The organism is Haloarcula halophila (assembly GCF_029278565.1).
Taxonomy (GTDB): Archaea; Halobacteriota; Halobacteria; order Halobacteriales; family Haloarculaceae; genus Haloarcula; species Haloarcula halophila.
This window is the reverse complement of record NZ_CP119559.1, coordinates 2,184,273-2,202,672: the sequence shown is the minus strand read 5'-3', so window position 1 is coordinate 2,202,672 and position 18,400 is coordinate 2,184,273. Positions and strand designations below refer to the sequence as shown.

Below are 18,400 nucleotides of genomic sequence, written 5' to 3'. Positions count from 1 at the left end.
GTCGCGCGTCATATCCACGTCAAAGAAGCCCCTGGTTAAGAGTGTTGCCGGTTCACGTGTCGCTATCACACGCTCCGCGTACGCTCGACAGCGGGCCGATCAACCCAGGTGGTCGACGATGCTCGCGCCCTCGACGTAGGTCAGTCCCTCGCGGTCGGCGTAGGCCCGTGCGGCCGCCGGCGGGAGCGCCGCGCCCGTCTCGTCGTCGAGCATCTCACAGACGACGACGGCCGGTGGCTGATCGGCCGCCGCGGCCAGCGCGAGACCGAGTTCAGTGTGACCCATGCGGTCCGCGAGCAGTCCAGGCGCGGCCCGAAGGAGGTGGACGTGTCCGGGCGCGCGGAACTGCTCGGTGAAGACCGCGGGGTCGGGGTCGGCGGCCACCGCAGCCAGTTCCCGGATCGTCAGCGAGCGGTCCTCGTCGGTGATCCCGGTGAAGGTGTCGCGGTGGTTGACCGTCAGCGAGAACGACGACCGCTCGTCGTAGGCCAGGTCGTGGTCCGCCGACGTGGGGTGGTCCAGCGCCTCCTGCATGAACGGGAGGTCCAGCCGATCGGCCACGGCGTCCGAGAGCGCCACACAGACGAGCCCGCCGGCGTCGTTGCGCATGCGGGCGACGGCCTCGGGCATGACGGCCCCGGCCGGGTAGACGAGGTCGGTCTCGCCCTCGCGGTCGGCGGCGTCGTGGATCAACACGGGCTCGCCCCGCCCGAAGGCGGCGACGGCGTCGGCCACGCCCTCGGCGTCGGCAGTGTCGGGCTCACTCCGAGACATGGGCGATCACCTCGTCGCCGTCGGCCAGGCCGAGCACGTCCCGCAGTTTTTCCGGGGCGATGATCTCCAGTTGCTCCTCGCCGTGGTGGGTCCGCTCGGGCGCGATGATGTGGGCGGGTTCGTACTCGCCGTCACCGCTCTCGACGGAGGCCGGATAGCAGTACGCCGGCCCGTAGGTCCGTTCGTCGTCTTCCCAGCCCTCGATGGTGACGGGTTCGATACCGCTCAGCCGAGCCCGTTTGCGGACGCTCTCCTCGACGAGTTCGACGTTGAGCGTCCCGGCGAACGGTTCGTACCCCAGCCGGTCGATGAACTGCTCCATGTACCCCGGCAGCGTGATGTAGTGGCGGCCCTCGCCCATCCCGGAGGTGACGGTCCCGGTGAGGTCGACACTGGCATCGTTTTCGAAGATCTGCCGGTAGTCGGCGTACTCCGACTGGAGCCGGCGTGCCCCCGCGTCGGTGATCCGAACGTCCTGCCCCTCGCTGACCATGGTCCGTTCGATCAGCCCGGCGTCGTCGAGTCCCTGGAGCCGACGGGACGCCGTCTGGGTCGAGGCGTCGAGTTGCTCGGCCAGCGCCGCACAGGAGATCCTCGTCGCGCCGTCTAGCGCCCCGTCCAGTGCCAACACCTTCAGGGTCGCCAGCGCGTCGCGACCGACGGTCTGGCCCGTAGATTCAGCCATATCCCGACTTATGCATCACGCGCGGATAAGCATACCGGAAGTGAGATGCATTCCAGATATGGAAAAGTGGAGGACCGGCAGAGAACTGGCAGGGTACCACCCGCTCGACGGCACGACTTCGCACCGGCGGGTAATGAATGCGTTCCCAAACATGGACGGGGAATCATACCTCACCGCGTCCGGTGTCGTCCCCATGCCCGGTCCGGGCGGTCGACGGGCGTCCCCGCCGAGTCGACCGTCTTCGTGGGGAACACGAGGGGTCCGTCTCCGGTGGCCCTGGCACCGCTGATCGACTGGCCGCCGCCGTCGGCCGCGGGGACGGCAGTCACGGGCGCGCTCGTGTGGGTGCGCGTCGGTCCGAGGAGTCGTTCCCGTCGGGATATTAAAAGACCCAGACAGTTGGGTCGGCGATACACAGAGCTGTACACTAACTGTCGTGTACGCGCTGTGGCGGCCGGCGAGGGTCCCACACCGCGGGTGACTCGATCATGACTGCGAGCCTCCAGTCGACGACGCTCGAAACGCACCACCGACGGCCGGACTTCCTCCGGTTGGCTCAGCACCAGGAGCCGGGGACGGTCGTCACCGAGTACAGCGAGGAACTGCTCGCGGCGCTGAACCGCGGGCTCGACGGGACAACGGAGGTCGCTTGGATCCAGGGACAGAGCTGTTCGGGCTGTACGATGTCGTTCCTCCAGAGCGAAGCCCCCGGCGTCGAGGACGCCCTGAGCGACCTGCGAGAGCGGATGAGCTTCCACTCGACGCTCATGACGCCGTCGGGCGACGGCGCGATGGCCGGACTGGAGCGTTCGCCGGACGTCCTGATCATCGAAGGAGCGATCCCGACCCGGATCCCGCGGGCGGCGACTCTCGGGGTCGACGAGCGCGGCGAGCCGCGGCCGGTGCTGGACTGGGTGATCGAACTCGGCCAGCGGGCCGACGTCGTCATCGCGGCCGGGAGCTGTGCGGCCTTCGGCGGGCTGCCGGCCGCCGGTCGGTTCGACGGCGACACCGTCGGCGAGAGTCCGACCGGCGCGACGGGCCTCCAGTTCGACGGGCAGGAGGCCGGGGGAATCTTCGGCCCGGAGTTCCGGACCGACAGCGGACTCCCCGTCGTCAACGTCTCGGGGTGTCCGCTGTACGCCGACCACCTCCTGCTGACCCTGGCGACGGTCCTGAACGGCCACGAGCCGCGGCTCGACGAGTACAACCGACCGCTGCCGCTGTTCGGGCCGCTGGTCCACGACGACTGTTCGCTCCGGCCGGAGTACGAATGTGGCGACTTCGCCGCCGAGCCCGGCGACGACGGCTGTCTGTACGACGCCGGCTGTGCGGGCGTCTACGCCCACTGTGACGGCTCGATGCGGTTGCGAAACGGCGGGACCACCGTCTGCCGGCAGGTCGGTGCCCCCTGTATCGGCTGTGTCGAACCGGCCTTCTGGGACCGGTTTACGCCCTTCTACGAGGCCGGTCGGGACGACGCGAGAAGCGATCCTGACGCCGAGACCGAGGCCGAACAGCCCGGGACCGACGCCGTGGCGTCCCCGACTGACGCGGACACGGACGCCGGGATGGGGGTCGTCGGCGTCGTCGTCGCGCTCGGACTGTTGGTACTGGCGGTCCCGCTGGCCCCGGTCGTCGCCGCGCTGTGGGCGTACGACCGGCGGCGTCCGGACGGTGAACCGATCAGCTGGTCCGAACTCCCCATCTGAACACCGATGCCAGAGATCGAGATCGACCCCACGACGCGCATCGAAGGCCACCACAGCACGACCCTGACCGTCGAGGACGGAACCGTCACCCGGGTCGAGAGCGAGATGAACATGTTCCGAGGCATCGAGAACATCGTCCTCGACCGTCAGCCGTCCGACGTTCCGCAGGTGACACAGATGGTCTGTGGCGTCTGTTTCACCTGCCACCGCCAGGCGTCCCTGCTGGCGATCGAGGACGCGGCCCGCCGGGCCGGCGTCTTCGACGAGGTCCCCGAACAGGGCCGCCTGCTCCGGGACATCATGGAAGGGATGTTCCTGCTGTGGAACCACACCATCCACCTGTTCGCGCTTGCCGGGCCGGACTACAGCGACGCCGTCGCCGACAGCGGCTTCGACCGGCTCGACCCGGTCGAAGGAGCGGGCTACGAGCGGGCCCTGGAACAACAGCGCGCGCTATTGCAGGCGTTCTCGGAGTTCGGCGGCCGGGCCCCTCACCCGCTGACGTACGCACCCGGCGGCGTCACCGCCGATCCGGACGACGCGACCGTCGAGACAGTCCGGGAGACCGTCGAGGCAGTCAGCGACTGGCTCGGCCCGGCGGAGGAACTCCGGCCGGCACTGACGGCGGCCCGTGACCGCGGCCCGGTGCCCGACCACGCCGAAGGGTTGTACGACATGTGTTCGATCCTCGTCGGGGCGGCCGAGGCCGGCGCCGACGACTTCGGCGTCGGCCCCGGCCGGTTCTACGCAAACGGGCTGTTCTACGGCACTGGCGACGAGTCCCTCGTCCTCTCCCCCGGCGTCTACCGGGACGGGGAGCTTCACCGTCCCACCCGCGAGGAGCTGATCGCGGGGATCACCGAGGACGTCTCTCACGCGTGGTACAGCGACGACTCCGGCGGCAGCCCGGCCGACGCGCCGCCGCCGGCCCCCCAACCCGAGAAAGACGGCGCGTACTCCTGGGGGAAGGCCCCGCGATACGAGGGGCAGTCGATGGAGACCGGGCCGCTGGCCCGGCTGATTGCCGCCGAGCGGGACCCCGGTTCGCTCCGGGCGGAGATGGGCGGGGACCCGCGGAAATCGAGCACGTTCAACCGTCTGGCGGCCCGGCTCCAGGAGGTGTTGCTGGTCCGGGAACACCTGCTCGAGTGGCTCGACGTGCTCGACACCTCGGCACCGACGACCGCCGACTGGACCGACGACTTCTCCGGGCGCGGGGTCGGCTTCTGGGGGGCCTCGCGCGGGGCCCTCTCTCACTGGGTCGAGATCGAGGACGGCCGGGTCACGGGCTACCAGATCGTCACGCCGACGACCTGGAATCTCGGGCCCCGAGACGCCGACGGGGAACCGAGCGTCTTCGAGACGGCCGCAGAAGGGATCACCGTCGACGACGTCGCCGACCCGATCGACGTGATGCGGACCGTGAGGTCGTTCGACCCCTGTCTGGGCTGTGGCGTCCACGTCCACGGCCCAGAGGAGACTTTCGAGACCGAGATCGAACCACACGCACCCGGGGGGAGCCGATGACCGGCGTCGCAGTCGGCGTCGGCAACCCCACGATGGGCGACGACGGCCTCGGTCGGGCGGTCGTCCGTGCCCTGGCCGAACGCCGGCCCGGGCTCGACGCCACCTTCGCCGGGACGACGGCGATGCTCGCTCTGGAGGCGATGGACGGCCGTCCCCGCGGGGTCGTCGTCGACGCCGTCGACGCGGACTGTCCCCCGGGAACGGTCGTCCGGACGCGGCTCGAGGACGGGGAGGCGCCGACGGAGGTGGCGATGCACGACTTCACCTTCGCCGAGGCGGTCCGGACCTGCAGTGGTGTCTACGACCTCCCGCCGAGGGTGGTCGTCGTCGGGGTGGTCCCGGCCACCGTCGAGCCGACCGTCGGCCTGAGTCCGACGGTCGCGCCGGTCGTCCCGGACGCCGCCGCCGTCGCCGCCGCCGAACTCACCGACAACCGACACGACGGAACGGACCGATTCATGGACGCGACCTGGTACTGTGTCGACTGCGAGGCGGAGATCGACGCCGACGCGGTCGACGATCACGAACTCGACGGGCACAGCGTCAGAGGGCGGCTCAGACCCGAGCGGCTCCTCTCGCAGGACCCCTGGCAGGGGGAAGCGTCGGCCGACGGGGGTGAGCCCTGATGTGTCTGGGCGTCCCCGGCGAGGTCGTCGAACTCGACCCGCCCGAGGCCCGCGTCGACTTCGGCGGCGCACAGAAGTGGATCAGGGTCGAGATCGTCGGCGACGACGTCTGCGTCGGCGACCACGTACTCACCCACGCCGGCTTCGCCATCCGGAAGATCCCCGAGGAACAGGTCGAACGGACCGTCGAACTCTACGAGAGTGCCATCGACGGCGCGGCTCCGGGCGGGTCCTCCGGGTCCGCCGGCCAACCAGCCGGAGGTGAGGAGCCGTGACCGACGCCGTCGAGGAGGGGATCGAGGCCCTCTCCTTCCGGGACCCCGACCGGGCCGGTGCGCTCCGGGAACGGCTCGCCGACCTCGTCGAGACGGTCGACACGCCCGTCCGGGTCGTTCACGTCTGTGGGAGCCACGAGGAGGCGATCGCCGAGTACGGCCTCCGGGCCGTCCTGCCCGACGGGCTGACGGTGGCGATGGGACCGGGCTGTCCGGTCTGTGTCACCGACAGCGCCGAGGTCGACGAGGCGGTCGCGCTGGCCCGCTCCGGCGCGGTGGTCGCCACCTACGGCGACATGCTCCGTGTCCCGGGCAGCGACGGGAGCCTCGCCGACGCCCGCGACGAGGGCGCCGACGTCCGGGTCGTCTACAGCGCGGCCGAGGCGGCCGACATCGCCCGGGAAACCGACGACGAGGTCGTTTTCTTCGGTGTCGGCTTCGAGACGACGGCCGCGCCCACCGCGAGCGTCCTCCGCGAGGGCGTCCCGTCGAACTTCTCGGTCCTGTCGGCCCACAAGTATGTCCCGCCCGCGATGGAGTTGGTCGCGGACCACCCGGACACCCGCGTCGACGGGTTCCTTGCGGCCGGTCACGCGGCGACGATCACCGGCACCGAGGTGTACGAGCGTGTCGCCGCCGACTACGACCTCCCCGTCGTCGTCGGGGGATTCGAACCCGTCGACGTCCTCTACGGGCTGGTCGAACTGCTCGAACAGCTGGCCGACGGGACGGCGACCGTCGAGAACGCGTACCCCCGGTGTGTCAGCCGAGCAGGCAACGAGGCCGCCCAGGAGGCTCTCTGGACGGTGTTCGAGCGGGTCCCCGGCCAGTGGCGCGGGATCGCGGAGGTCCCCGACGCCACGCTACAGCTCCGGGCGGAGTACGCGGCCCACGACGCTCGCGAGCGGTTCGACATCGACGCCGGAGACGGCGACGACCGGGCGACAGACTGCATCTGCGGCGAGATCATGGCCGGGCGGGCAGAGCCGGCGGACTGCCCCCTGCTTGGCGAGGCCTGTACGCTGGCCGACCCGGTCGGGGCCTGTATGGTCAGCGACGAGGGACCCTGTCGCATCGACCAGGAGTACGGGGAGGTGCGCGGACGATGAGCGGCGACGCCGATCCGCAGTCGACCGCCAGTCGGCCGGACGACCAGACGGGACCGGAGACACTGACGACCGCCCACGGCGCCGGGACCGCGGAGATGCGGGACCTGTTGACGGAGACCGTCGTGCCGCGGCTCGCACTGGCCGGGGGAACGGACGGGCTCGGGCTGACTGCGCTGGACGACGGTGCGGTCCTCCCGACCGACGGTGACTCGCTGGTCGTGACGACCGACAGCCACGTCGTCGATCCACCGGAGTTCCCCGGCGGCGACATCGGCACGCTCGCGGTCGCCGGCACGGTCAACGACCTCGCTGCGATGGGCGTGACCGAGCCGCTCGCGCTGACCTGTGGCCTCGTCGTCGAGGCGGGGACGCCCGAACCCCTGATCGAACGGGTCCTCGACTCGATGGGGAGGCTCGCGGAGACGGTCGGGACGCGGATCGTCACCGGTGACACGAAGGTCGTGCCCGCCGGCGACGTGGACGGCGTCGTGGTCAACACCGCCGGCGTCGGGTTCGTTCCCCCGGGCGCACACCTGCCGACGGCCGGCCTCTCGCCGGGCGACAGACTGCTCGTGACCGGCCCCGTCGGCGACCACGGCGTCGCACTGCTGGCCGAGCGTGAGGGGTTCGAGTTCGCCACCGACATCGAGAGCGACGTGGCCCCTGTCGACGACCTCGTCGCTGCCGCCCGCGAGGCCGGGCAGGTCACCGCGGCGACGGACCCGACGCGTGGCGGACTGGCGACCGCGCTGATCGAACTCGCGACCGCCAGCGAGGTCGGCATCGACCTCGACGGCCGGGCGGTCCCGGTGGCCGATCCGACCGAGAGCGCCGCCGACGTGCTGGGACTGGACCCCCTCCGGGTCGCCTGTGAGGGGCGACTAGTACTCGGAGTCGCGCCCGAGGACGCGGCCGCCGTCAGGGACGCGGTGCGGGCCCGTTCCGCTGGCGACGAAGCGGCGCTGATCGGCCGGGCGGTCGACGACCACACCGGTCGGGTCGTCGTCGACACCGGCATCGGGGAGCGGTACCTCACGGAGGCCAGCGGCGAACAACTCCCGCGGATCTGTTGAGATGCACGAACTCAGCATCGCCCAGCGGCTCGTCGACCGGGCCGTCGCCGCCGCCGCCGAACGGGGGGCCGACCGGGTCCGGGCGATGACCGTCGCGCTGGGGACGGCGACACACCTCCACGCGCCCCAGGTCAGGTTCTGTATCGAGGCCGTCGCCGAGGACACCGCCGCGGCCGGCGCGACCGTCGCGTTCGAACACGTCGAACCCGCCGGCGAGTGTGACTGCGGATGGAGCGGTCGACTCCCCTCGCTCACAGAAACCGTGCCGGCGGCCCCGTCCCGGCGCTGTCCCGCGTGCGGCGATCCGGTCACGCTGACCGCGGGCCGGGAGTGTCGTCTCGAAACGATCGAGGTTCCCGAACGATGAACGACCGACACACCACTTCGATCGCACAGCGTCTCGACCGACTGCTTGCCCGTGGCGTGGGACCGGTCCACGCCCACCGGTTCGGACACGACGGCGTGAGCGACGGCGACGCCGGAGCTCCGATGGGCGACGTCCTCGAGGCCGTCCGTGACCGGGCGCGCGAGGTCCACCAGCGGCTGTCACACGACAACGACGTGTTCGCCGTCGAACTCATGGGCGCGACCGGTAGCGGCAAGACGGCCCTCGTCCAGCGGGTGGTCGAACGGCTCCCGGCGAGCGAGCGGACGGCGGTCGTCGCCGGCGACGTAGCGGGCGCGGACGACGCCGAACGGTACCGGGAGAGCGGGGTCCCGGCGGTCGACGTGACCACGGGCAAGGACTGCCACCTCGACCCAGAGCGGGTCGAGACGGCGCTGGCCGACCTTCCGGTGGCGGAACTGGACACGCTGTTCGTCGAGAACGTCGGGAACATGGTGTGTCCGGCCGATTTCCCGCTCGGGACGCACTGCCGAGTCGTCGTCGTCAGCGTCACCGAGGGCGAGGACGTCGTCCGGAAACACCCGCTGCTGTTCCAGGCGGCCGACCTGGCGGTGATCAACAAGGTGGACATCGCCGACGCCGTCGGGACCGACGTCGACCGGATGGTCGCCGACCTGGCCGAGGTCGCACCCTCGATCCCGGTCGTCCGGACCAGCGCTCGGACCAGGGCCGGGATCGAGCGCCTCGTCGGCGAACTCGACGCTCACCGCACCGACAGCCATGCCCACGAACACGAACACTGACGCCGACTGTCCAGCGGAACCGGGACGGTCCTCGGAAGAACCGACGGCCGTCCATCTCACCGTCACCGGGACGGTCCAGGGCGTCGGCTTCCGTCCGTTCGTCGCCCGTACGGCGGCCGAGTACGGCCTGAGCGGGACCGTCCGGAACACCGACGCGGGGGTCCGGATCCGGTTCGAGGGGGACGAGCAGGCCGTCGAGGCGGCCGTCGACGCCGTCCGGACCGACCCGCCTCGCCTGGCCCGCATCGAGGAGGTCACCGTCGAGTCCGTCCCGCTCCGCGGGGCCGACGAGTTCGTGATCGCCGACTCGGACAGCGACGGCGACCGGGCGGCTCTGGTTCCGCCCGACACGGCCGTCTGTGAGTCCTGTCTCGCCGATATCCGTGACGAGGACTCGCGGTTCACCGAGTACTGGGCGACCGGCTGTGTCGACTGTGGGCCGCGGTTCGCCGTCACGGACGGACTACCGTACGACCGCCGGCGGACTGCGTTCGCGCCGTTTCCGCCGTGTCCTGACTGCCGGGCAGACCTCACTGACCGGACCGACCGGCGCTACCACGCACAGACGATCGCCTGTCCGGCCTGTGGCCCGTCCCTCGCCATAGAGACCGACCCCGGCGACCGGGTGGAGGGGACGACCGCGCTGTCCCGGGCCGCCGATCTCCTCCGGGACGGGCAGGTCGTCGGGATCAAGGGGACCGGTGGCTGTCACCTGGCCTGTCTCGCGACCGACGCCGACGCTGTCGGGCGGCTCCGACGGGTGCTCGACCGGCCGGCCAAGCCCCTCGCGACGATGGCGCCGTCGCTGTCGACGGTGCGGGAGTTCGCGACGGTCACCGAGCGCGAGCGGGCGGCGCTCACCGGGCGTCGGCGTCCGATCGTCCTCCTCGACCACGACGGGCCGCTGTGGGCCGACCACGTCGCGCCCGGCCTCCACACCGTCGGCGTCATGCTGCCATACAGCGGCCTCCATCACCTGCTGTTCGACCGCCTGCCCCAGGTACCGCTCGTGGTGACGAGCGCGAACCGGCCCGGGCAGCCGATGGCGACCACCGCCGAGGAACTCCGAAGCCTCGACGCGTCGGACGCCGCGCTCGTCCACGACCGCGGGATCGAGAACCGGTGTGACGACAGCGTCCTCCGGGTCGTCGGCGGCGACCGCCGGCTGGTTCGGCGATCCCGCGGGTTCGTCCCGCGGGCGCTCCCCCGCCGCGTTCGTCCGCCCGACGGGAGTGAGGTGGTGGCGCTCGGGGCCCGTACCGACGTGACCGTCGCGCTCACGCGCGGCGACCGGGTCGTCCCCTCCCAGCACGTCGGCACCGTCGACGACCCAGCGACTGCGGCCTTCCACCGCTCGGCGACCGAGCGGCTCCGGGACCTGCTCGACGTCTCCCCGGACGTGGTCGCCCACGACGCACACCCCGATTTCGAGACGACCGCCATCGCGGCCGACCGCTCCGAGCGCGCCGTCCCGGTCCAGCACCACCACGCCCACGCCGCCTCGTTGCTCGGGGAAGGCGACCGTTCCCGTTCGATCGTCGTCGCCGCCGACGGGACCGGCTGGGGACCCGAGGGGGTCGTCCGCGGTGGCGAGGTTCTCGACGCTCGACTGGCGAACAGCGACCGCGTCGGCGGACTCGACCGGTTCCCGCTGCCCGGGGGGGACCGAGCGGTCGAGGAACCGGCACGGGTCGCCGCGGGGCTGTTGGCCGGGCGCGACCGGGAGCGGGCCCGGTCGCTCCTGCTGTCGTCCGGGACCGTCGACACGCCCCAGGCCGCGAGGGCCGTCCTCCGGCAGGCGACCCAGGGGACCAACAGCCCGCCGACGACGAGCGTCGGCCGGTTCCTGGACGGCGTGGCGGCGCTGCTGGGCTGTTGTACCCGGCGCCGCTACCAGGGCGAGCCGGCGATGCGGCTAGAGTCGCTCGCGCGCCGTGGCGAACCGGTCGCGATAGCGTCGGAGACGTTCGAACGGGACGGCCAGCGCCTGCTCGACACCTACGGACTCATGGCGCGACTGGCGGCGCTGACCGACGCCCGTCCCGACACCGACGTCGCGGCGACCGCACAGCGACTCGTGGCCGACGGGCTCGCCGAGATCGCACTGCACGCCGCTCGCGATCGCGGCGTCGACGCCGTCGGGTTCACCGGCGGTGTGGCCTACAACGAGGCGATCGACCGACGGTTCCGACAGCGGGTGCGGGCAGCGGGGTTTACCTATCTGAGCCACGACCGAGTGCCGCCTGGCGACGCCGGGATCGCCTACGGCCAGGCCCTCGCGGCGAGCGCGCGGCTGACCCGCTGAAGACAGGCGATCGGGTCAGGCGTCGACGACGTTCTCCAGAAGCTTCGCCTGTGCAACCCGGAGGTGTTCGGCGAACGTCGAGTCGTTGATCCCCAGTTCGTCGGCGACTGCGGACCCGTCCGCAGCGCGCGGGAACTCGAAGTATCCCATCCGAACGGCCGTCTCGAGGACCTCCCGCTGGCGGTCGGTCATCTCGCTCCGGTCGACCACGACGGGGTTCTCGCTGTCGTCGTCGGCCTCGTCGTGGACGAGGTAGTTCACCTCCACCCGATCGGCGAACTCGCTGAGGTCGGCGACGATTTCCCGGAGCGGTTCGAGGTCGGTCAGGTGAAACGTCAAGCGCAGTTCGCCGTCGACCGCTTTCACTTCGCGGACTGGATAGCCGAAGCTCTCGACACGGGCACAGATACAGTCCGCCGACTGCCCCCGTTCCAGCCTGAATATCCGGCGGTCGCCGACGTCTATGACCGGGTCCGCCGTATCGGGCACGTCGTCGGCCGCCGACTGCGGGATCTGAAACTCTTCGGCGACGGTGTCCCCGTCTCCGCGTGTCCGGGTGATGTCGGTGATCGGAGCGTCGCTTTCCCCGGCGGTCGTCACCAGCGGACAGTAGGACGGCGCCTCCACCGATAGCTGAACTCTGAGGCCGGCGGCCATACCGTCGAAACGGTCTCCGGAGTGAGAAAAGGGCAGAGGCGTTCCCAGCAAGCGACAACGGCCACAACACTCATACTCGGGTATAGAGAGACGAAGACCCGGCGACCGCACCCGGGAGACAGCGGGCCGTCACTGCGGTCCGCGACCGGGCCAGGGGTGGGTCTCGGTCGACGACGACGGAGGGTGTGGCGGCCGAACGCGACCCGGAAGGGGTCGGAAACGCGTTCGGGCGTCCTGCCGAGAGCCGACGCCTGGCCGCGCTCGTCGTCGGTACCCGCTCAGTACTCCACCAGCGCGTCCCCTTCCCAGAACTCGCTGCCTTTCTCCAGTTTCGGGACCCAGGTCTCCTGGTCGCGGGCGAGCATCGCCACGCGGGACTCCTCGACCTCCTTGATCACGTCGTGGGGGAGATACTCGCCGACCTGTTCGGTGAACTCCAGTACCTCGCCGTGTTCGGGCATCGAATCCCGGTCCAGCCGGCCCCGGGAGTGGCCGACGTGCATGTAGGCTTTCAGTTCGACGAAGTCGGCGTCGGCCCGGTCACACATCGCCGCGTACCACTCGGGATGGTGGGTGTTGTGCCCCTTGACGAGCGTCGTCCGGATGACCGTCCGGGTGTCGTCTTTCTCGGCCAGTACGTCCAGCGTCTCGATCAGCGAGTCCCAGGCGTCGTCCTCGACGGCCTTGACCGTCGAGTCGAAGGTCTTGCGGTCCGGGGCGTCGACGGAGACGTACAACTGCGTTGGGTCACACCGGGCGAGCATCTCCGGGTCGGTCCCGTTCGAGACGAGAAACGTGGTGATATCCCGGGCGTGGAACTCCTCGATGAGTTCGTCCAGATACGGGTACAGCGTCGGCTCGCCGTCCAGCGAGATAGCGACGTGGCGTGGCTCCATCGCCTGCTCGAACACCTCACGGGGTACCTCGTCGTTGCCGCCAAAACCCGAGAGTAGCTTGCGCTGGAGGTCGATGGAGGCCTCGGCGACGGCTGCCGGATCGTCCCACTCCACGTCGCCCAGTTCGTAGGCGTGGCCGGCGTGGTCCCGCCAGCAGAACACGCAGCGTTCGTTACACTTCACCACGGGCGTCATCTGGATACAGCGGTGGGACTCGATGCCGTAGAAGATGTACTTGTAACACTTCCCCTCGCCCCGCAGGGCGTTCTTCGTCCAGCCGCAGGTCTGGGCCGCCGTGTGGTTCTCGCTGTGGTAGGCGGGGTCCGAGACCTGCTTCGGACCGCCGTCTGCGTCGCTCATTGCCGAAGGGACGGTTCCCAAACGTAAAATAGCCGTTCTTCCGGACCGCGTATCCAGTCTCGCCGGTCGGTTCAGAGAGCGGGCTGGTCGACGACGACAGCGCCACAGCGGGGACAACACAGCCGTTCGCCGGGGGCGGAGTCGTCGGCGATCCAGTCGCCGTCGACGGGGCTCTCGTGGGGACAGGCCGGGCAGAACAGCCCGGTCTTTGCCGTTCGTTGCTCGGAGTCGTGGGAGGGCGGACAGAGGCTCATGCGTTCGGGGAGTAGTTGTGGCCGAGGGCGACACAGACGACGTTCAGGGCGACGAGCGCACCGACCAGCAGGGGGTCGGTCGCGACGATGTCGGTCGCGAGCGTCCCCGCGATGACCAGCGGGAGCGGGATCGTCGCCCAGAAGGCGACGCCACGGAAGACCGAGACGACGGTCGCGACGACCGTCGCCAGGAGTGCTTGGAGGCTCGATGCGACGGCGGGCGGGCGTGGGATGGAGGGGTCGGCAGTGGACATGACTGGGTCGCGTATCTCGACCATGTACTGGCAACCCCATATAAAGGGCAGACCGTCGGCTTCGATTCAGTTTCCTTCACCGGTCTCCGGTTCCTTTTACGACGTTTTGCGGCCGTTCTGTAGTCTCCCAGAACCGACTGAAAACGGTCGAGTAATTTTATAATCGGTTTTGAACCCGCGAAACCGGTTTCTATTGAGACGCATATATCCGTCCGTATGACACGGCGCAACGACCCACTCTCACAGCCAAAGCGAGCGTCGGGAGCGGCCGGTTGCGTCGCGGTTTTCCCGCCCGCGCTCGATAGCCGAGACGTGACCGATCTGCGTATCGCGGTCGACGACCACGAACTGGCGGCGAACTGGACGGGGACGAACCCGGCGGTTCGGTACGCGATCGCTTCGTCCCTTCCGATCGAGGGCGAGGCGACCCGTTGGGGCGAGGAGTTGTACGTCCGAACCGACGTGGACGTGACGCCCGAGGAGACACAGACGGAGGTTCCCGTCGGCGCGGTCGCCTACTGGCCCCAAGGGCCTGTACTCTGTCTGTTCTGGGGGCCGACCCCGGCGAGCCGCGACGGCGAACCGCGGGCGGCCAGCCCGGTCGCGGTCGTCGCCCGACTCGACGACGTTTCAGCGCTGGCGGGGATCACCGGCGACGCGACGCTTCGGTTCGAAGCGACGTAGGTCTCGGTCCACCGTCGAGGGGAAGTGATGTCCTTTTCACCCAGGCCCGCCGACGTTCGGGCATGACTACGGAGACACTCAAACTGGCGACACGGGGCTCCGATCTCGCGCTCCGACAGGCCGCGTCGGTCCGGGACCGGCTGTCGAGTCGCCGACTCGGGGTCGACCTCGTCGAGGTCGAGACGACGGGCGACCAGATCCGTGACGAACTCATCCACCGGCTGGGCAAAACCGGTGCGTTCGTCCGGAGTTTGGACGAGAAGGTGCTATCGGGCGAACTAGACGCCGCGGTCCACTCGATGAAGGACATGCCGACCGAACGCCCGGACCGGTTGATCGTCGCGGCCGTCCCCGACCGCGGGCCACCCGGCGACGTCCTGGTGACGCCGGACGGGGACACGCTGGCGGACCTCCCGGAAGGTGCGACCGTCGGGACCTCCAGTCTGCGCCGGCGGGCGCAGTTACTGGCCGAGCGGCCGGACCTGACCGTCGAACCGCTGCGGGGGAACGTCGACACACGTATCGAGAAGCTGCTGGCGCCGACCCTCCAGCGCGAACACCAGGAGCGCCACGAGGCCGAACAGGAGCGGAAAGAACACGCCGGCGAGGAGGACAGCGACGACGAGTTTCCCTACGACGAGGATGTCGAGGCGTGGTTCGACGGCCTCTCGGAACTTCAGCGCCGGGCGATGGAACGGGACCTCGACACCGAGTTCGACGCCATCGTCCTCGCCGAAGCCGGCATCCAGCGGGCGGGACTGGCCCACCACGTCGAGACAGTGTCGCTGGACCCCGGGCGATTCGTCCCCGCACCGGGCCAGGGTGCCCTCGCGGTGACGGCCGTCGACGGCGAGCTGGCGGGAGACATCAACGACCGGCTGGACGATCCACAGACCCGCACCGAGACGACCGTCGAACGGACGATACTGGCGGAGTTGGGCGGCGGCTGTGTCGCGCCGATCGGTGTCTACGCGCAACTGGAGGGCGCGGTCGTCCACACGAACGTCAGAGTGCTCTCGCAGGACGGTGACGAGGAGATTACTGTCTCCCGGGACCTGCCCGCACAGTCCCACATCTCGGCCGCCCAGGACCTCGCGGCCGAACTGGCCGAGCGCGGCGCCGACGACCTCATCGCGGCGGCGAAACGCGACTCGGGAACCGCCGACGACGACGCGGGGACCACACAGGGGGGCGAGGACGTATGAGCGACGGCGGGGAACGCGTCGGCAAGAGCGACGATACCGTCGGCAAGGTCTACCTGGTCGGCTCGGGACCGGGCGACCCGGACCTGCTGACGGTCAAGGCCAAGCGGCTGCTGGAGGAGGCCGACGTGGTCCTCCACGACAAGCTCCCCGGCCCGGAGATCCTGGGGACGATCCCCGAGGCGAAACGCGAGGACGTGGGCAAACGGGCCGGCGGCGAGTGGACGCCACAGGAGTACACCAACGCCCGGATGGTCGAACTCGCGCGCGAGGGGGAGACCGTCGTCCGCCTCAAGGGCGGCGATCCGACGGTCTTCGGCCGCGGCGGCGAGGAGATGGTCCACCTGGCCGAGGAGGGAGTCCCCTTCGAGCTGGTGCCGGGGATCACGAGCGCCGTCGCCGGACCGGCCGTCGCCGGCATCCCGGTCACCCACCGCGATCACACCTCGTCGGTCTCGTTCGTCACCGGCCACGAGGACCCGACGAAGGAGGAGTCGGCCGTCGACTGGGCGGCGCTTGCCGACACGGGCGGCACCATCGTCGTCCTGATGGGCGTCGGGAAGCTGCCCGACTACACCGCCGCGTTGCGCGAGGCGGGGATGGCCCCCGAGACGCCGGTCGCCCTGATCGAGCGGGCGACCTGGCCCGACCAGCGCGTCGCCACGGGAACCCTGGAGACGATCGTCGCGGTCCGGGACAGCGAGGGGATCGAACCGCCGGCGATCACCGTCATCGGCGACGTCGCCGGCCAGCGCGAACGGGTCCTGGAGTTTCTGGAGGGGGAGTGATGCGGGAGTCACCCCGGCTGCGCGTGGCCTTCTTCCGCCCCGACGACGAGCGTACCGAGGAGGCCGTCGAACTCGTCGAGTCCCTGGGTGCCGACCCGGTCCCGGACCCGATGCTCGCGGTCGAGCCGACCGACGCGGTCCCCCGATCGGACGCCGACTACGTCGTCCTGACGAGCAAGACCGGCGTGGAACAGGCCGCCGCGGCCGACTGGGACCCCGGCGAAGCGACGGTGTGTGCCATCGGCGACGCGACGGCGACAGCGCTGCGAGAGGCGGGCTACGCCGTCGACCACGTCCCCGATGAGTTCTCCTCCGCGGGGCTGGTCGAGTCGCTGAGCGAGGCGGTCGACGGCAAACGCGTCGAGGTGGCCCGCTCGGACCACGGCTCGGCGGTGTTGACCGACGGCCTCGAAGCCGCTGGCGCGTACGTCCACGAGACAGTACTGTACCGGCTCGTTCGCCCCGAGAGCGCCGGGGACTCCGCCGAACTGGCCGCCGCCGGCGAGCTCGACGCGGCGCTGTTTACCTCCTCGCTGACCGTCGAGCACTTCCTCTCGGCCGCCGAACAGCGGGGCGTCCGTGCGGACGCGCTCGCCGGCCTCGACGCGGCCACGGTCGGCGTGATCGGCGAGCCGACCCGTGAGACGGCCGAAGACCGCGGGATCGCCGTCGACGTGGTTCCCGACCGGGCCGACTTCGAGACGCTGGCCTGTGCGGTCGTCGAGGAAGCGGCCCCCAGCCACCACGAGTGATCGCAGTCCGCTCACAATACCACCGTCTCTATAGCGGTATCGAGACCTCTATGCCGGAATTACCGGATAATATCAGTACGGAATACAAATATAAACTGTCTTTCAATTCCTGGAGTTTGTGCCGCTTGTATGGAGTACTCACGTCGACGACTCCTCCAGGCGTCAGGTGCGGCGATCGCAACCGGGCTCGCGGGTTGTTCGGGCGGCAGCGGCTCGGAGGGCAGCGGTGGCTCCTCGGGCGGGAGTTCCTCCGGCAGCAGTAGCTCGGATGGCTCGGGCGGCGGGACGACCTACGAGGTCGGCCACGGCGACTTCCAGACGACGGTCAGCGAGAGTGCCTTCCCCGAGAAACTGTTCGTCTACGCCGTCCAGACCGGCTGGTCGAACTGGGGCGCGCTCATGAACGACTTCGAGCAGCAGTACGGCCTCCCGCTGAACGACGACCAGCGTTCCTCGGGCGAGGCGCTGTCGGACCTCCGCTCGCACGCACAGGACCCGACCCACTCGGCGTACAACGGCGGCTACACCTACGGCATCCTGGCGATGCAGGACGGACTCACCCAGGCCTACAAACCGAAGGGCTGGGGTAAGGTCCCCGAGAAGCTCAAGACCGACAACGGCCACATGACCGCGACCCGGCGGATGACCACGACGGTCACCTACCGGAAGGACATCTACGAGGAGGAGGGGATCGAACCCCCGGAGACCTGGGAGGACCTCAAGCGCGAGGAGATCGCCGCAAACACCCAGTTCCAGCCGCCCAACGCCGCCGTCGGGCTGGCCGGCGCCATCTCGATCAACAACGCCTACGGCGGGAGTCTCGACGACGTCCAGCCGGTCGTCGACTACTACACGGAGATGAAAGAGAAGGGCGCGGTCTTCGCCGGCAACGTCGAGCAGAAGTTCACCAAAGGCGAGATCACGACTTTCGTCGAGTACGACTACACCGGTCTGGACCTGAAGTACAACGCCGACTCCATCGCCGAAGACCAGGTCGGCGTCTCCCTGCTGACCGGCCCCAACGGCGAGAACGGGGCGTTCAACCAACCGTACGGCTACGGGATGCTCAAGGGCGCGCCCAACCCCGAGGCCTGTAAGCTGTTCATGGACTACGTCCTCTCGCTGGACGGTCAGCGGAAGTTCCTCGACGCCTACGTCCGGCCGATCCGAGCGCCCGAACTGGAGATGCCCGAGGAGTTCCCGGCCCAGTCGGCATACGAGGAGACGCAGTTCCAGGTCGACTACCAGAAACTCGTCGACAACCAGGAGAGCATCATCAACGATATCGGCCAGGGCGTCGGCCTGACGGGCTACTGAG

General features: G+C 69.9%; 21 protein-coding genes. 14 read left to right on the top strand and 7 right to left on the bottom strand.

The features are described from left to right. Nucleotides 1-99: 99 nt before the first annotated feature. The 3 genes from ribB to P0204_RS11665 form a co-directional block, all read right to left on the bottom strand. Nucleotides 100-774: a 3,4-dihydroxy-2-butanone-4-phosphate synthase gene (gene ribB / locus P0204_RS11675; RefSeq protein ID WP_276179378.1), complete on the bottom strand. Its 675-nt coding sequence runs from the start codon at nucleotides 772-774 to the stop codon at nucleotides 100-102. Continuing rightward, nucleotides 761-1,459, bottom strand: a complete 699-nt coding sequence (locus P0204_RS11670; protein WP_276179376.1) for a CTP-dependent riboflavin kinase — start codon at nucleotides 1,457-1,459, stop codon at nucleotides 761-763. The genes ribB and P0204_RS11670 overlap by 14 nt, the downstream gene beginning before the upstream one ends. A gap of 170 nt (nucleotides 1,460-1,629) precedes the next feature. Continuing rightward, nucleotides 1,630-1,788: a hypothetical protein gene (locus tag P0204_RS11665; RefSeq protein WP_276179374.1), complete on the bottom strand. Its 159-nt coding sequence runs from the start codon at nucleotides 1,786-1,788 to the stop codon at nucleotides 1,630-1,632. Nucleotides 1,789-1,947: 159 nt separating this feature from the next. Here P0204_RS11665 and P0204_RS11660 point away from each other — a divergent pair, with 159 nt between their 5' ends. Genes P0204_RS11660 through hypF form a run of 9 tightly spaced genes read left to right on the top strand, consistent with a single transcriptional unit; the run spans nucleotide 1,948 to nucleotide 11,235 of the window. Further along, nucleotides 1,948-3,171, top strand: coding sequence for a DUF7535 family protein (locus tag P0204_RS11660; protein ID WP_276179372.1), 1,224 nt, complete (start codon nucleotides 1,948-1,950; stop codon nucleotides 3,169-3,171). A gap of 6 nt (nucleotides 3,172-3,177) precedes the next feature. Then, on the top strand, nucleotides 3,178-4,698 hold the full coding sequence (locus tag P0204_RS11655; RefSeq protein ID WP_276179370.1) for a nickel-dependent hydrogenase large subunit: 1,521 nt from the start codon (nucleotides 3,178-3,180) through the stop codon (nucleotides 4,696-4,698). Next, entirely contained in the window at nucleotides 4,695-5,324 is a 630-nt protein-coding gene (locus P0204_RS11650) for a hydrogenase maturation protease (protein ID WP_276179368.1), read from the top strand. The genes P0204_RS11655 and P0204_RS11650 overlap by 4 nt, the downstream gene beginning before the upstream one ends. Then, nucleotides 5,324-5,599: a HypC/HybG/HupF family hydrogenase formation chaperone gene (locus P0204_RS11645; protein ID WP_276179366.1), complete on the top strand. Its 276-nt coding sequence runs from the start codon at nucleotides 5,324-5,326 to the stop codon at nucleotides 5,597-5,599. Before P0204_RS11650 ends, P0204_RS11645 begins: the two co-directional genes overlap by 1 nt. Next, nucleotides 5,596-6,708: a hydrogenase formation protein HypD gene (gene hypD / locus P0204_RS11640; protein ID WP_276179364.1), complete on the top strand. Its 1,113-nt coding sequence runs from the start codon at nucleotides 5,596-5,598 to the stop codon at nucleotides 6,706-6,708. Before P0204_RS11645 ends, hypD begins: the two co-directional genes overlap by 4 nt. Beyond that, nucleotides 6,705-7,781, top strand: coding sequence for a hydrogenase expression/formation protein HypE (hypE, locus tag P0204_RS11635; RefSeq protein WP_276179362.1), 1,077 nt, complete (start codon nucleotides 6,705-6,707; stop codon nucleotides 7,779-7,781). Before hypD ends, hypE begins: the two co-directional genes overlap by 4 nt. 1 nt (nucleotide 7,782) lies before the next feature. After that, on the top strand, nucleotides 7,783-8,148 hold the full coding sequence (locus P0204_RS11630; protein ID WP_276179360.1) for a hydrogenase maturation nickel metallochaperone HypA/HybF: 366 nt from the start codon (nucleotides 7,783-7,785) through the stop codon (nucleotides 8,146-8,148). Continuing rightward, on the top strand, nucleotides 8,145-8,930 hold the full coding sequence (hypB, locus tag P0204_RS11625; protein WP_276179358.1) for a hydrogenase nickel incorporation protein HypB: 786 nt from the start codon (nucleotides 8,145-8,147) through the stop codon (nucleotides 8,928-8,930). Before P0204_RS11630 ends, hypB begins: the two co-directional genes overlap by 4 nt. Beyond that, nucleotides 8,908-11,235, top strand: coding sequence for a carbamoyltransferase HypF (gene hypF, locus P0204_RS11620; RefSeq protein WP_276179356.1), 2,328 nt, complete (start codon nucleotides 8,908-8,910; stop codon nucleotides 11,233-11,235). The genes hypB and hypF overlap by 23 nt, the downstream gene beginning before the upstream one ends. Before the next feature lie 15 nt (nucleotides 11,236-11,250). Here the strand turns inward: hypF and P0204_RS11615 are convergent, their stop codons facing one another. From P0204_RS11615 to P0204_RS11600, 4 genes are all read right to left on the bottom strand, one after another. Then, entirely contained in the window at nucleotides 11,251-11,892 is a 642-nt protein-coding gene (locus P0204_RS11615; protein ID WP_276179354.1) for a helix-turn-helix domain-containing protein, read from the bottom strand. Nucleotides 11,893-12,170: 278 nt separating this feature from the next. Then, nucleotides 12,171-13,148: a 4-demethylwyosine synthase TYW1 gene (gene twy1, locus P0204_RS11610; protein ID WP_276179352.1), complete on the bottom strand. Its 978-nt coding sequence runs from the start codon at nucleotides 13,146-13,148 to the stop codon at nucleotides 12,171-12,173. A 71-nt stretch (nucleotides 13,149-13,219) separates the two neighbouring features. Beyond that, a complete protein-coding gene (locus P0204_RS11605) occupies nucleotides 13,220-13,402 on the bottom strand; it encodes a DUF8106 domain-containing protein (RefSeq protein ID WP_276179350.1) in 183 nt (60 codons plus the stop codon). Next, nucleotides 13,399-13,680: a DUF8028 family protein gene (locus P0204_RS11600; RefSeq protein ID WP_276179348.1), complete on the bottom strand. Its 282-nt coding sequence runs from the start codon at nucleotides 13,678-13,680 to the stop codon at nucleotides 13,399-13,401. Before P0204_RS11600 ends, P0204_RS11605 begins: the two co-directional genes overlap by 4 nt. A gap of 288 nt (nucleotides 13,681-13,968) precedes the next feature. Here P0204_RS11600 and P0204_RS11595 point away from each other — a divergent pair, with 288 nt between their 5' ends. The 5 genes from P0204_RS11595 to P0204_RS11575 all read left to right on the top strand — a co-directional run bounded on the left by P0204_RS11595 (nucleotide 13,969) and on the right by P0204_RS11575 (nucleotide 18,399). After that, nucleotides 13,969-14,340 carry a cyclophilin-like family protein gene (locus tag P0204_RS11595; protein WP_276179346.1) on the top strand — a complete coding sequence of 124 codons (372 nt, stop codon included), beginning with the start codon at nucleotides 13,969-13,971 and terminating at the stop codon, nucleotides 14,338-14,340. 62 nt (nucleotides 14,341-14,402) lie between these two features. Beyond that, a complete protein-coding gene (gene hemC / locus P0204_RS11590) occupies nucleotides 14,403-15,545 on the top strand; it encodes a hydroxymethylbilane synthase (RefSeq protein ID WP_276179344.1) in 1,143 nt (380 codons plus the stop codon). Further along, nucleotides 15,542-16,330, top strand: coding sequence for a uroporphyrinogen-III C-methyltransferase (gene cobA / locus P0204_RS11585; protein WP_276179342.1), 789 nt, complete (start codon nucleotides 15,542-15,544; stop codon nucleotides 16,328-16,330). The genes hemC and cobA overlap by 4 nt, the downstream gene beginning before the upstream one ends. Continuing rightward, nucleotides 16,330-17,082, top strand: a complete 753-nt coding sequence (locus P0204_RS11580; protein ID WP_276179340.1) for a uroporphyrinogen-III synthase — start codon at nucleotides 16,330-16,332, stop codon at nucleotides 17,080-17,082. The genes cobA and P0204_RS11580 overlap by 1 nt, the downstream gene beginning before the upstream one ends. Nucleotides 17,083-17,211: 129 nt before the next feature. Next, complete coding sequence (locus tag P0204_RS11575) at nucleotides 17,212-18,399, top strand: extracellular solute-binding protein (RefSeq protein WP_276179338.1); 1,188 nt, start codon at nucleotides 17,212-17,214, stop codon at nucleotides 18,397-18,399. Nucleotide 18,400 lies beyond the last annotated feature (1 nt).